We start from the raw sequence: 14177 nt of genomic DNA, 5'->3' as shown, positions 1-14177 counted from the left end.
ATTTGTAAGGATTTTTAATATGGAAAAGTTTTTAAGACAACTAGATGAAATTGAAGCAATTGTCGATACAGTTAGCCCTTCCCAGATAGAACGAGAGCCTTTTGGGGTAGCTACTGTTTATCAGTTATATGCGAATAGTTACGATCCGCTTGATCGCGTCAAGGAACTGAGAAATCGATTGATTGAAGAACTTGAGAAAGGAAAATCAGTCAATGGCTACCTGAGTGCGGACTATGGCTATGGCAAAACCGCCACTTTGATTTATTTGTGGTCTCAGTGTCAGCAAAATCAAATCGTTGCCGTTCCTCCATTCAAGTTTAAAGAAGTGGAAAACTTGATGGTTGCCACTTATGCTTGGATTAAAGCCATCTTACAAAAAGAACAGAAAAGTGAATTTTTACCTGAATTGGACGCCTTATATGATGAGTGTACTGTAAAGTCTTTAGAGGAGCAAGCGGTTGAAATCGCCTCTAAGTACAAACTTAGTCGAGAAAAAGCGCTCAAAATTGTTCAAGAATTTAATACGGAGATCTCACCTGATAGCGTTCTACTTTTTTGGCAGGAGACCATTCCCATTATTCAAAAAGCTGGGTTTCGAGGTTTAGCTATATTTGCGGATGAAAGCCAGGAATTCCTTAGAACCGAAGAAGGTGCCAGCGCTCGCATTCAAGTTTTAAGTGATCTGATTAAAGGGATGCGGTCTTTGGGGAAGATTCCCATCGCCTTAATGCTGGGGATGCCTACGACTCCCACCGAATCAGCCATTGATGAACAAGCCGGTGATATTATTCACCGCATGAAAGAGCAGAAAGTTTCCCTCAGATTAGCTGATGCCTATACCTATGAATTTCCTGGAAAACTTTGGACATCGCTGTGTGTCAAGTTCCTGGGAGATCAATCCCAAGGTTGGCAATTAGCACATCCGGCAACAATTGAGAGTTTGAGTCAGTTGTGCGATCGCAAGGATCTCAGTAGTGGTCCGCGCACGGTCATTGAAGTGTTTAAACGAATTGTCAGATTTTATCGAGAGCATGAAACGGCCTATACTCCGGTCCATTTAATTCAGGATTATTTAGAAGGCCGAGTTGAATTTTATGGGGTTCAGCAGCACAAAATTAATAATGCGATCGCCACATTGGAACTGTTACCCCCCATTATCAAACATCCACAAGGACTTGAGGCCATTAAACTGATGGCAATGTTTCCCGCCGGAGTTTCTGCCACCCACGCTAAAGAATTTGGAGTATTAAAAAGTATCAGTGAACTTGCCAACGATGACAACTTATCGGGGCTTCAAATTACCCAACCCACAGAGCAGAGCTTTGCGTTAGCAGCGCTCAAACGACCTAACGATCCTACAGTTGTAGACAAAATACTCAATCGCTTTCGTCAAAATTGGTTTGGAACTTGGAACGATGTTCAAAAACAAGAACGGGCCACAGTCCCATTCATGAAGGATCTGCTTCCGTTACTGTTTCCCGCATCTATATCCGGTCAAAAAGCCAACTGGAATTGGCCATCTATAACTTGGAAACAAGATAGATTTGGTTTTTTCAATGTCTTAACTGGCGCTCCCGAACGGCATCATGCTCAATTTCCCAATCGTTCTTTAACCCTGTCAGTTGGGAATAACCCGTCAGAATTAATGCAATTTGTGCCACCCCAACCCACTCATCTAGACTGGCGGTTTTACTTGAGCTACGACGGAAATATCTCGGAAAAACCTGAACAGAGATTAACAGCGATCGCCGGAACAGGTCAAGTTGACTTTCACCTCCAGCTTGCTCGCAGTTTTGGTCGAGAATATCCCCCTGCATTCGGATTACTCAACAATGTCATTCCTCCCGAACAATGTTCCGCCTGTACCTTACTGAGCTTATCCCAATTCATCCAAGATTGGCTCGTAGACCATTCGGATATTAGCAAATCCGAACGCGCCCGATTGGAACACCACCGTCGGGAATGTCACCAGTATGCTCTACGATTGCTGTTCCCAGCCATTCAATCCGCCAGTTGGAAAGTTGAGGGGTTAGAGGCAGTTGAGGGGGCAGATACTAAACTGATAGAGTCAGTATTCTATCAGAAATGTCAATCGTTATTTCCAGAGTACCAGTCTTTCTATAGTAACTTGCGTCCCACGGTACTCAAATATAAATTGTTACTGGAAAAACTTCCCTTGGCAGTTCGGCGAGGTCGCGAGACCTATCAAGCGCCCAAGGAAGAATTTGAACAATTATTTGAAACCTCTGGATCAGGTCTGGGGAGCATTTTAGCCGTTTTGAGCAGGCACGCTTTAGTGGTTGACTATAAAATTGCCAACCAAAAAGAGAAATTGTCCCGAATCACCTTCACTGAACATCCCCTTGAATCTTTCATTCAAAGTCAGTTGGAGTCCAAAGGAAGAATGCAAACCGTTGAAACGGTTTCAGGAATACAAGAAGTAAAAGCGTTAGCCTATCCAGAAGTTTGGAAAACAGTTAGCGAACAGGGTTATCTTGAACTGGAGTTTCAGGAAACACTGGAATGGTTGCAACGACGACGGTATGTGGAGTGGGATCGCAAAAAGAAAATAGTTCGCCAATCAGTCGCCGAACTCGATGCCAATGATTTGAGTTGGAGTTTAAATCAACTTAGCGCCGAAGTTGCTTCATTATTAGAAGTTTTTAACGACCCCCTTCTGCATGAAATTTCCACGAGCATTGAAGGCCAACAGCAATCCCTTGCCAAGATTGTACATTCATTGGAGCAATCCAACCAGACCCGGCAATTGCCTCTATTTGAACAAGGTAATGTTGAGTCAAGCCAGAAAAAACATGGGTCCGAGATAGCACTCGACCAATTTCAGAGAACGATTCAGTTAGAGGGAGAGCGTCTAGTCGCATTCTGCTCGGAAAAAAAAGTTAACCTCCAGCAATATTTGAACCAGATTAAAGTCAGTGTCAAACAATTGACCGCTGATTTTAATGGGTCTAAAGTGAATCAAATTTTGAGTGGCAATAGCGGTGTAGAAGCTTGCCTAGATGACCATCGAAAAGTTTTAGAGAGAGAAGTAAACCAATTAAAGAAAGAGTGCGAGACTGTAGTTAAATCGATAGAAATCAATGCAGAAGTCTTGAGTTTGTTTCGTCAAATAGAACAGTGTCAACAGGAGTTTGAACGATTGAAACAGACTAAAGACCGCCTTCAACCCTTGGTTGCTGGGTTAGAAGAATGGCGAATTATTCTAAACCGTGCCGGAAAGTTAAAAGAGGAGTTGGATAATCAGCCAGAGCGCTTGAGGCGTTATGAAGATGAATTTGTCGATCGCGTTGTTGAATATTTTAACAATCGCCAAGTCGAGGGCTTCTTAGAATACGAGTTGCTGCAACGTCCTTTGCTTGAAATTGAGGAACAGATGAATAGCGAGCGGCGATCGCAGCGAGAAGCGTTCGAGGTAAGGCTGAACAAGTATGAAGGGTTACTAACTCGCCTGGACCAGGAGCAAAGCCGTCTCAGCCTCCTCTGTCGGTATGATGATGAAGATAGTCTGGGTTCTTATGAAACTTTGAACCAGGTGTTCCTAGAGCAGGTGCAGGAAGAGTGCGATCGCCGATTGAGTCAACGGGAAAAGCTAGAACGTGATTTGTCTTTTTTGAGATGGGAGCGGCAACAGGATGTGACGGAATTATGCGATCGGGTCACAGAGTTAAAAGATGAACTTGACCAGTTAAGCACCGATTTTCCTAAACTAATCACTGACATAAACGCCTTAGAAGCGGCGATCGAACAGTTGCACGGGGTAGGCGCAAAACTTGACGCAATACAGGTGACAGTTCAAGAAAAGTTTGAGCCGGATGCCAGTTTAGCAGGAGAGGAAAAACAGATTTTAGAGGCGATCGCATCGGGTGCGATCGTCATCAGCCAACTGCGCTCCTCCACACCAGAGAGTTTAGACCTGTGGAAACAGTTGAAAACTTTATATGAGAAGGGTCATGTGGAAATTACCCTCTCCCAGAGAGAGTCACAGTAGTCGTTAGATCGCAGGATTGACTGGCGATGCCTAAAAGATAGCGAATTGACATTCCTTAAAACGGCAGAACTTCCAGCATAGCCACTCAACAAAATGTAAATTTTTGTTTCATCAACCTCAACCCAGGGTGTCAGGTGCGACTGGATGCTATAATTGAGGGATATCCCCTTTCGGGTAAAAAACCCGCTATGTCCAAAATCATTCCAGTTTTTCATATACCCAAAGAGTATCCAGAAGATATGAAAATACTAGCTGAGGGTCTGGTAGCCAACAACGGCCAGACTCTAAAGGCTACTTTGTCTTGGTTGGAAGGCAAGCTGGTGACTCATAAGCCACATAAAGGCAAACCAGCAGGAATTCCTATGTCAGCTACAACCATACAAAACTATTTGGCGGGTTTTTACGTTCTCGATTTTTATAAAGCTGATGGTAAGATCTATTCTGAAACAAAAACTGGAAAAACCAGAGCCTCTATTTCGGTTCAATCAAAAATCCAAGCGGTAACTCCTCTAGAAAATTTAGTCCACCATTCCGATAATCTGGAAAGATTCAACGAAAACTTAACGGAAATTGGATGCCAGTATTCTCAACTCGTTAAAGATTACAACAAGGCTCTGTCTATTCTGGATGAAAAAGAGTGGTTACCAGAAAATCCCACCCCCGCTAAACTTCAAGAATTATTAGTACAACATTGTGGCTATAGCTTTGTGGGTCAACCTGGCGTTGGTTATCTGGATCGGTTCTATCGAGACAAAATTTCCATAGACAATTATTTGAGTCTTTTAGATTTTATTGTTAAAAATTATGGAGACCAAGCTCAAAAAAGCCTGGGGCTAGTTCCCCTTGCCCCAATATTCACTCATCTCAAACAAGTGTCCGATTATACGGAAGATAAATTCAAAAAACATTTGATTCAATTGCAACTTACTCATCGCATTGAATTAAGGACAACTAAATCTCAGTTTGCTCGTAATATCGGAATTGATTTAGTTGACATCCGAGGTGTCAACTATGGATTTATTAAAATATTAGAACCCGCTATTGCGGTTTGACTATGCCTTATCAAGACGTAAACGGAAATTTAATAGCTCCCGCCCAAAATCCTTATGTTAGTTCCGGTGCTGCTGCCTCAGTAGTATCTCCGGAATACAGTTCGAGACTGGTGCATACAAAATTTATTAATGATTTGCTACGTGAAGTCAAACAATCTATCAAAATAAGAAGACCAATTAAGCTATTTTTTGTAGGAGAGTATGGATATGGAAAAACAACCTTGCTCAATTTAATTGCTAAAGAATTTGAGGATAACGGCGGGGTATGCGTTTCGATTAAATTTCAAGAACTTTTGACACCAGTTGCTGCATCAAGCCAGCCAGATAAACATTTTGAAAGTCTGCTGGGAGCGATTATACTAAAGATGTACAATACATTGGTTAAAAAGGGTCTCTTAACCAGATCAGACAGAAAACTATTTGAAGAAACAGAGTTTATTGATATTTTTGATACTTTTTTTGAACTTCTTCAGCACACACAAAAAATTCATATATTAATTGCGTTTGATGAAGTAGAGGCATTATTTTCCAATCTGAGCATAAAAATACAATATTTTATGAGCTTTTTGCACAGTTTGTCAGAAAAATTTTTAGCGCGACCAGGTTGGGCATTATGTGTTAGTGTCTCTGAAGAATACTATGGCCAAATTATGTCAGAAGCTCGCCAGCTACAAGAAGCAAGGTTTAATTTTAAAATTCTCAAGCATTTAAGTCCGCAAGAAGTAAAAGGATATATAGAAACAAAAAATAGTTTTGTAACTTTGAGAACTGACAATAAGGTTTATCCCTTTGAAGAGGAAGTTATTGACTTTGTTTCAGTCGTTTCTGGAGGAGTACCCAGGTTTATAGAAACCATCTGTCAATTGCTTTGGGCAGAAGCGGAAGCATCACATACCTCAGTTACGATTGAAACGGCTCGCAGAATTTTTAGTAATAGTTATCGCGTGTATGCAGAAGCTTATTTTGGGGAGCTACGGACTTCTTTATTTCTGCCTGATGAAGATAAAGTAAAAGTTTTTTCTGATGAAGATAAAGTAAAAGCTTTTTTATCTCTGCCTGATGAAGAAGATAAAGTAAAAGTAAAAGCTTTTTCTGATGAAGATAAAGTAAAAGCTTTTTCTGATGAAGCAGAAGCTTTTTTAAATCTTCTATTTCTTAGTGGCGGGAGAAAACAATCAATCCAAGACCTTTTGAAGTTGCAGGATAGTTGTTCTATTTCTTATTTTTATAGCCTAGACAAATCAAAGGCTGCATCTCGGTTAAAAAGGGCAGGAAGTGAACTTAGAAGTAAGCAAGAGTTTGAGGATTATCTGGAATTTTTTGGGAAGAGGCCCTATAGGTACAGCCTAAAAAACTCAATTTTTAAAGATGTTTTTCGTTCTCGTGAAAGAATTTAAACTTATTTTATGTCAGAACCTACATCAAAGAATAATTACCCACCGATTAACCATCAGATTATTGTCGATGAACTCAAGCAACTTCAAAGAAAATTAGGGGAAATATTGGAACCCTACGAAAGACCAATTTCTGCAATTTTGCCAGAAGAAAGGCAGGTAGAAGATTCTTTGTTATTTGACGATATAGAAATTGAGGCTTGTTATGACAGGTTTTCTAGTTGGGATGGTTCGATATCCAGGAAAACAATTCGCGATTGGCTGAATCAGTTTGAAACGACTCTAGAGAAAAATATTGCCTATTTGCTCCTGAGTAAGTTTCAGTTTTTCTCCAAAAGCGATATTGAAAAGGCAACTCGCAGTTTACAGACTAAGTTACTGGACTTACTTTCAGAAAAAGATAGTCTTTGTCAAGCTTTTCGATCCGCTCCTAAAGTTTCCTTGAAAGATAAGCTTGAATTTGACAAATGGTCTAGGAGTAAAATTATTAGATATGCTAGATTCCCTTCACCGCCAGATACATCCGTTGAAAGTCAAGACAGCCTATGGGGAACCTACGAAAGGGCTGCTTTAACGAAAACTAGCGTTCCTGACGGTAAAAAATTTAAACCTCTGCGCGATTATTTTGAAGCTGGTTCGGGAGATCCGGAAACATCAGTGTTTGTGTTTATGGACTACACAAATGGTTCGGGTAATCAACTGCGTAAATGTATCCGCGAAATTAACAAATTACTACAAAAGTATCCAGAATATCGACAGTCATTATTTATTTTCATGTATGTGGTTCAGGCTGAATCCTTCGACTTAGCTAGTCTAGAATTGGCTCCGGAAAACAGCGAGACTATCTATTATGAACCAATGCTGGATTATAAAAGCAAAGAAATTATGGATCTTCTCGCCCACCACAAAATATCTGAATTAGAATATGAGAGCTTTATCGAAAAATATTGCCTGCGGGCTACAGGAAAGAGTGAGCCGGGATATAGAAATTCTGGGGCTTTAACCTGTCATTACTATAGCTGTCCCAACAATACATTACCTTTTTTCCATAAACCGAGCAAAAACTGGAAGGCTTTATTTAGAAACAGTCAAACTCCTACTGCAACTCGCTATAAAAAGCATTAACTTTTTTCTATAAATTTAGGCCAAATTAAGGACATAGAGCGTCGGCTATGTAGTTACTTCCCAATCCTCTATTTGCAACCCTGTCACCCGTTCAAACTCTGCCGTATTGTGGGTGACTAGCGTCATATCGTTTGCCAGAGCGATCGCAGCAATTTGTAAATCTTTGATCCCAATCATTTCACCTGTTAACTCTAGTTGAGCCTTTAATCTACCAAAAATTAAAGCAGAAGCATCATCGAAAGGGAGCGAAACAAAAAGAGTAATAAAATCATTTTGCTTGCGGTAGGTTAGATCGGGATTACGACTTTTAAAAGCACCGTAAGCCAATTCTGACTTAACAATTGAACAAATAAAAACTTGAGTTAAATCAACCTCTCTAAATTTCTGCCGAATTGCAGGCGATCGCCCATTTAGATATCTAGCCCAAACATTGGTATCCAGTAAATAACTCATGCTACTTTTTGTTGATCGGTTTCTTCCACTAGAATAGGATCCTCTGCCAAACAGCCATAAAAACTATCGACTATTTCATGCGGTTGAGTATTTTCTGAATTGGCTAGATCGTAGACTATTACTACATCTAATTTTTGATTCGCTAAAGATTGAGGCACTTGTAAAATTATTTTACCTTCAGCATCAACGCGAGTTTTACACTTAATTACTTGCATCATATATTCCTCCTTTAGGCGTTAAAACTTACCCTTAACATTAGGATTATAATCGTTTTTCCTGATTTCCGCAACTCTCGCCCTACAAGATTTTTGACTATGAATGCAAATAAGCAGTCAGGTATCACCCATCAGCTTTCAGCTATGAAGAGAGAAGAGAGGAAAGTTACACACAATCTCCCGGTCGTCGCAGTACCATAAACGGGTTAATAGACTGCACTTGATGATCGGGATACTGCGTTTGGGCCGCTGTCTGGGCTGCTATCCATCCGGGATGGTTATCGCTCCATAAGGGATGCCGCAAAATTGCGATCGCCCGCCGCCGGGGAGATCGATGAACATAGCCTACCAGTGTCCCAAATGGTACTGATTCACCATAGCCTAACTGTTGAAGGGTGACAGGAATCGAACCTTGAACGAGGTTGAGCCAAGGATTCTGGACATTGCCCCAAGGAGAGTTGATATCGATGACAGATCCAGCATCCAAGACTAACCGCGCCATGTCGATCGCAAGTCGCCAATCCAATAAGCCATGATAAGCTAAGTTTTGATAGTCCCGCAAACAGATATTGCAGGAGGCATCGCATTCCCTACCATGTCCGTGAGGGTTGAGCCACTGACTGGCAATGCTGCTTGGAACGCTTATACTGCCTTGCGTCATCAGCTCTTGAAACTGATTAGGTTGAGCCAGAAACTGACAGTATCCCGCCCCATTTTCCAGTTTGTCGCTTAAAAAAGCCTGACCGATAACCGCTCCATTCTGCTCTAGGGAACGGAACCCTGCCTCTAACTCCAGAGAATCCACATCCAGGTGAGCGGCAGCAGCTACTCGCAACCAAAAGGCGAAAGAATACCAAGCCGCACGTCCTACAACTGTTCTGGGGTCAGCAAACACACCGTCGGGCCATCGCTCGATATTGACCAATAGAATATCAGTTTTCCGTCGAGAGAGTAAAGCGACTCGATAGGCAGGGCCAGATGTTCCCACTTGGCTATCAGATTTGGGAGACACGGCATAAGCTCCCGGTTGGGTTTTCCTAAAAACCGTTGCCTGCTGAAATTCAAACCCGCCTTCCCCTCCATTGTCGTTAACGGAAATAATGCTGTCATTAAAGGCACAGACGGAAGCATTGAGGATAGATGCAGGTGGAGTCACGTTAGCACTAATACTCAAAGAGGGTCGCGTAGAACGCGGTTGCCATTCAAATTGGCCGTCAAAGTCTTCTGGTTGCAAGTCGGTAAAGAATCCTTTGGGTTCTCTGGCATCTACGGTACGCAGTTCGTTAACTCCACAAACCGGACATTTAATGGTTGGGGAAGTCTCACTTGCGGGTAAGGGTGCTTGTAACACGCTGTGCGGGTAAACGACGGCTTGGCAGTTTTTACAGAGTCCGAGAGAGGGATTGCTCTGGGTGAGAGCGGGGACTAATCCGGGGGATGAAGCAATTTTGCCGCCTTGGGGAAACAACTCGACGACGCCACAGGCAGTATGAACGGCTTTATCTTTGACGGTTTGGGAACCGGGGGCAAATTGAGAAATGGCTACATCTAGATTGCGGTCTACGATTCCGGTTTCCGGGGGCCATTGAGTCCCGGAAAAAGGCCATCGGGTATAAAGTAAGCGCACTCGGGTGGGGAACCCAAACATCGGCAGTAAGCCAGCGTTGGCTAGACGTTCGCTGAGTTTAGGTTGGGTGTAAGTGGGGTCATCGGCGATCGCTTGAATATCAGGGATTAAATCATTGCGGAGATAGGACAAGAATTGGGCATCAGTAGCATCGGGTAAGTTGGTTTGCACCCGCAAAATCTCCAATACTGAAAGAATCCCTGGTTCATTGTCTGGGTTTTGTAACCAACTGGATATCTGGGATGCGTAATTTGGCCAGTTAGCAACATCGCCAAATTCACCATGTACGTTGTCAGTCCCCCCTAATGATGCACTAATTCCCGTGTCTGTAAAGGCTTGCCGCAGTAACTCTTTGATGAGAACGCGCTTAAAAATTTCTTGACTTCTCATGTCCACGTAAGGGGCGGGCGGTGGGTCGCCAGTGATGCTTTCGGGACGTTGGAAGTAGAAATCATCGTGACTTCTGCCGCGACAGAAGGTGACGGCGAGAGAGACTCCGGCAGAACGTCTGCCTGCACGTCCGACTCGTTGTTGGTAGTTGAAACGGCGAGGGGGCATATTTGCCATCATGACGGCAAGTAAGGCTCCGATATCAACCCCTGCTTCCATTGTGGTGGTGACACTCAGCAAGTCGATGCCTTGAACGCGGGGGATTTCGTTGTTGATAAAGATGTCTTGAAACCAACGTTGTCGTTGGATGCGATCGCCCTTATCGGTTTGTCCGGTCAATTCTGCGGCATTGAGGCGGAAAGGACCGCCTGCTTGTTCCGATAGATAGGTGTAGTAATCAAAATCGGCTGTGCTGTGTCCTGGTTCAAGATGAATGGTGGGTCTGTTGGGATTATCGAAGCGGCGAGCGCTATTACACTCCGGACAGACCCCCGCCGCCGGTTGCAGAAAGAAGGCATTACATTGGGGACAGCGATATCCAGAACGAGATCCATCGGGATTTCGCTCCGGTGGCAGGACGAGGTAAAGGCGATCGGGATTCAGCGCGACTCCTTTCCCACTGGATATGCCAACTCCAGATTGAATAAATTGCTGTTGTACGTCGGCAGATGCCAAACCCGTTCTTTCAACATAGCGTCGGACTAAATTCGGTAAATTAGAGTCGTTACCTGGGTAAAAATAAGGAGAATAAGGATGCAACTTCCGAATCCCTAATTGTCGGATAACTGCTTCAGTCGCTTCCACAAGTCGGCGTTGTGGATTTCCTTGAGGCTGATAGCTCACCCACCCTTGTGCGAGTCCTTCTAGCGTCCTGGCAATATGGGGGAAAAGAGCATACATCAATTCCTCTGTCAGCATGGCGTCCAATAGATCGGCATGATTTCGTTGTTCTGAAGAGCCAGGAATCACCCGTGCCACTGGATTGGCATTCCAGTTGTAACACTCAAACCAAGAAAATGTTTGTCTTCCCTTGCTACGCCCAACCGTATATTGCATGGAGTTAAACCCAGGTCTGCCGGGACAAATTCCATAATTGAGTAAGGAATCTCGAACTTTATCGCGCAGATTCAACAGCGCAATCCGTTCTGGGTAGCGTTGGAGTAAACCAAGCCACTCATTACGTGCTTGTGGGTTACTCGAAGGTAAATCCATATTCCAGGAAAACGCTTCGGCAACTAACTGAGCGTTAGCATTAGTAAAGCGGTTGTATCGGCTTGTATCTTCAGGGTGGGAGGCTGCATCCACCGCAGCATAAAGATTGGGATTCAGTGCTTGCAATCTCGCCAAAGCTGTCTGGTTGTTTCTACAAACAATCCGCAGAAATGCTACCAAATCATTCCAATAATCTTGGAATGACTGAATCAGCAGCATCCGTGCCATGTCACGGTAATGATCTCGCTCCATCCCTGCTGATAACTTTGCCGCATCTTGGCGACTATCGGAAAATATCACCAGTTTGCGCGATGAGCGACTGGTGGGAGTGGGAGGTGCTGGCATTTCCCGTAGCAGTCCACTGGCAAGCACTTGGCAAGCTTTTTGAAATCCCGTGCGATGGAAGCGTAGGGGGGTGGGGAATTTCTCTCGTTTCCCGTAGTCGGCATCGCATCGGGGACATTTACTGGGTAATGCGCGTTGCTCGTCTGCTCGATTGCCAATCACCTGATACAGCCACCCTGGGATTTCATTCGCTTCTGGTTGTTGGCGATCGTGTGTGAGTACACCTGTAACTTGGTTGAGTTTGGCGCGAACCCATCGGCGTCTTATGTTGTCAAGCTTCCATTCTGGGTCTTGAGGCTCCGTATTCCAAGCTGGCGTCTCGTGGGGTAAAGGCCAAAATACTCGGTAGTTTCCATAGCTTTGGTTGAGTACCACTAAGTCGGGAATCCCTTCGAGATTGGGTTGGTCGGGGGTCAAAATCTCTATATTGGTGTTGCCTATCTTGCGCGTTGTCTTGTAACCTCCCAGAAACACATCGCCGCAAACTTCGCACACGAGTAGATCCAGAACTCGGGAACCACAGGAACAGCTTAAGCTGTGGGTGGCATGGATGGCACCGACGGTGGGGCGAATTGCCTCTTGTTCGCGACGTTGAGAATTTACCGCATCGTCGGTACAGTCTGGATTACAGCAAGCCCAAAGGTTTTGCAGGTTGTGGAAAAATAAATGACCGCGCATGGGTTGGGGCGATCGCCCGGTTGTGGGTAATTGCGACATTCCCAGTGCCAACAGCAGTCCCCGCATACTCTCAGAAACTTCACCATTCGTCCCTGCACCAAACAGTTGGCGGTCTAAATCTTTTGGCTCATTTGCTTCGTCTGGGTTGATAACTTTCGTCGCTCGAACTGTAGGATTAGGCTCGCTTGGGTTAAGCAAACGGTCAACTTCTCGGCAACCATCCCGCAGTGCATCGGCAGCTTCTATCCTCCGCAATGCTTCCCCAAGCTGTTGTTCTGCACTGAGTCCAGTTACCGCCGGTTGACCCAGTTGCATCGCCAAATTTGACATAGCCTCCCGTACTGGATTAGATGCTGGATCCGGCGGTTGCATGGGTTCCAATGGGTCGGGTTGTATTGTTTGAGCAAACTGAGCGAACGCATTTTGATACCCAGAAAGATTGAATCTCGCTCCCCGTGTGGGTTGGATTTGTTCTCCAGAAATAAACTTAAAATTATCCCGTCCGAAAAATTCGCGCAAAAAGTCTCGACCCTGGGAATTATTTTCTAAACTAGCGGTTGTGGTTAAAATCCGCAGTTGAGGTGAGTCGGCGGTTAATCCCAAACGGTCATAAAGCAAGCGCAGGATATAAGCGACTTCGGTTCCGGGGGTGCCACGATAGGCGTGCAGTTCGTCAATAATTAGGAAAAATTGGTTTTTGGGGTCGCTGGCTAACCAGTTTTTAGTTTGATCAAATATCCGATTTTCAATGCTCCGCATCATCATAATGTTGAGCATAGAGTAGTTGGTAATCAGAATATCTGGGGGAGTGTCTTGCATATCCCAGCGCGATCGCATCTCTCCCCCATCCAGTCGCGGGAAATAATACGACAAATCTGGCATCTCTTGTAGCAGAGAAGGATTGTTTTGAATTGCCGCATCGATTTGTTGCCGTTGCTGTTCCAGTTCCCTTAACTCGGTTTTGAGTCGTCTAATACTGTTGTCAGTTTGAATTCCTGAAACGGGGGTTTGTCCGGTGTAGCGGCCAAAAGTAATCCGGTTTCCCCCGCGATCGCGATCTAACCACTGATGGACTGATGGCGCTTCGAGTGCTTTTCGCAAGCGTCGCAATTGGTCTTCAACTAAGGCGTTTAATGGATAGAGAATTAAGGCTCGTAAAGCTTTCGGTCGAGTGGCGTGTTGCCATTGAGATTTCCAATTGCCAATGGGATTGACACTATCATCCCACCATCGGGTATTGTTGGGGGGTGGCGGACAAGTTGGCCATTGGCTTGATTCTCGTGCTAACTGTGCCAATAGTGGCAAGAGGAAACACTCAGTTTTACCGGAACCCGTACCCGTAGTGACGACTAAATCCTTCTGGTTGACCAGCACCTCGTGCAAGCTTTCCCATTGATGCCGATAAAGTGGAATACTTGGCTCGAAAAGCTGTTGTCCGAGTTGTCCCAAATCCCGGTATTCAGGTGGGAGTTGATCGGCGGCGGCGGATAAATTCATATCCGAAGATGGATAAATTGGGACGGGTTCGACTAAAGGCGGTTGGCTCAAAATACCGGGTTTTTGGAGCAGGGTATCTCGTTCTTCTGCTAAAGCTCGATACCGCAGGGGAAAGGCACTTTTGATGTACAGGTGATAGATGCGATCGAGTCTTTGATATGAGCCAACTAAGTCATGCAT

General features: G+C 44.3%; 7 protein-coding genes. 4 read left to right on the top strand and 3 right to left on the bottom strand.

Annotated features, from left to right (window positions below; translation table 11 throughout):
- Positions 1-19 precede the first annotated feature (19 nt).
- The 4 genes from NG833_RS16995 to NG833_RS16980 all read left to right on the top strand — a co-directional run bounded on the left by NG833_RS16995 (position 20) and on the right by NG833_RS16980 (position 7580).
- Entirely contained in the window at positions 20-4009 is a 3990-nt protein-coding gene (locus NG833_RS16995; protein WP_254566472.1) for a hypothetical protein, read from the top strand.
- Between the two features lie 134 nt (positions 4010-4143).
- Complete coding sequence (locus NG833_RS16990) at positions 4144-5061, top strand: hypothetical protein (RefSeq protein WP_254566471.1); 918 nt, start codon at positions 4144-4146, stop codon at positions 5059-5061.
- Positions 5062-5063: 2 nt separating this feature from the next.
- Positions 5064-6458, top strand: a complete 1395-nt coding sequence (locus NG833_RS16985; RefSeq protein ID WP_254566470.1) for an ATP-binding protein — start codon at positions 5064-5066, stop codon at positions 6456-6458.
- A gap of 9 nt (positions 6459-6467) precedes the next feature.
- Entirely contained in the window at positions 6468-7580 is a 1113-nt protein-coding gene (locus tag NG833_RS16980; protein WP_254566469.1) for a hypothetical protein, read from the top strand.
- 45 nt (positions 7581-7625) lie between these two features.
- On the opposite strand, the gene NG833_RS16975 is transcribed toward NG833_RS16980, so the two are convergent.
- The 3 genes from NG833_RS16975 to NG833_RS16965 all read right to left on the bottom strand — a co-directional run bounded on the left by NG833_RS16975 (position 7626) and on the right by NG833_RS16965 (position 14177).
- On the bottom strand, positions 7626-8033 hold the full coding sequence (locus NG833_RS16975) for a type II toxin-antitoxin system VapC family toxin (protein WP_254566468.1): 408 nt from the start codon (positions 8031-8033) through the stop codon (positions 7626-7628).
- Positions 8030-8251, bottom strand: coding sequence for a hypothetical protein (locus NG833_RS16970; RefSeq protein ID WP_254566467.1), 222 nt, complete (start codon positions 8249-8251; stop codon positions 8030-8032). The genes NG833_RS16975 and NG833_RS16970 overlap by 4 nt, the downstream gene beginning before the upstream one ends.
- 163 nt (positions 8252-8414) lie before the next feature.
- Positions 8415-14177 (bottom strand): DEAD/DEAH box helicase, encoded by a 5763-nt coding sequence (locus NG833_RS16965; RefSeq protein WP_254566466.1) that lies wholly within the window; start codon positions 14175-14177, stop codon positions 8415-8417.

Source organism: Oscillatoria sp. HE19RPO (genome assembly GCF_024220515.1).
In the GTDB taxonomy this organism is placed as follows: Bacteria; Cyanobacteriota; Cyanobacteriia; order Cyanobacteriales; family Laspinemataceae; genus Laspinema.
The sequence above is the reverse complement of the archived record's forward strand: the minus strand, read 5'-3'. Positions and strand labels throughout refer to the sequence as shown.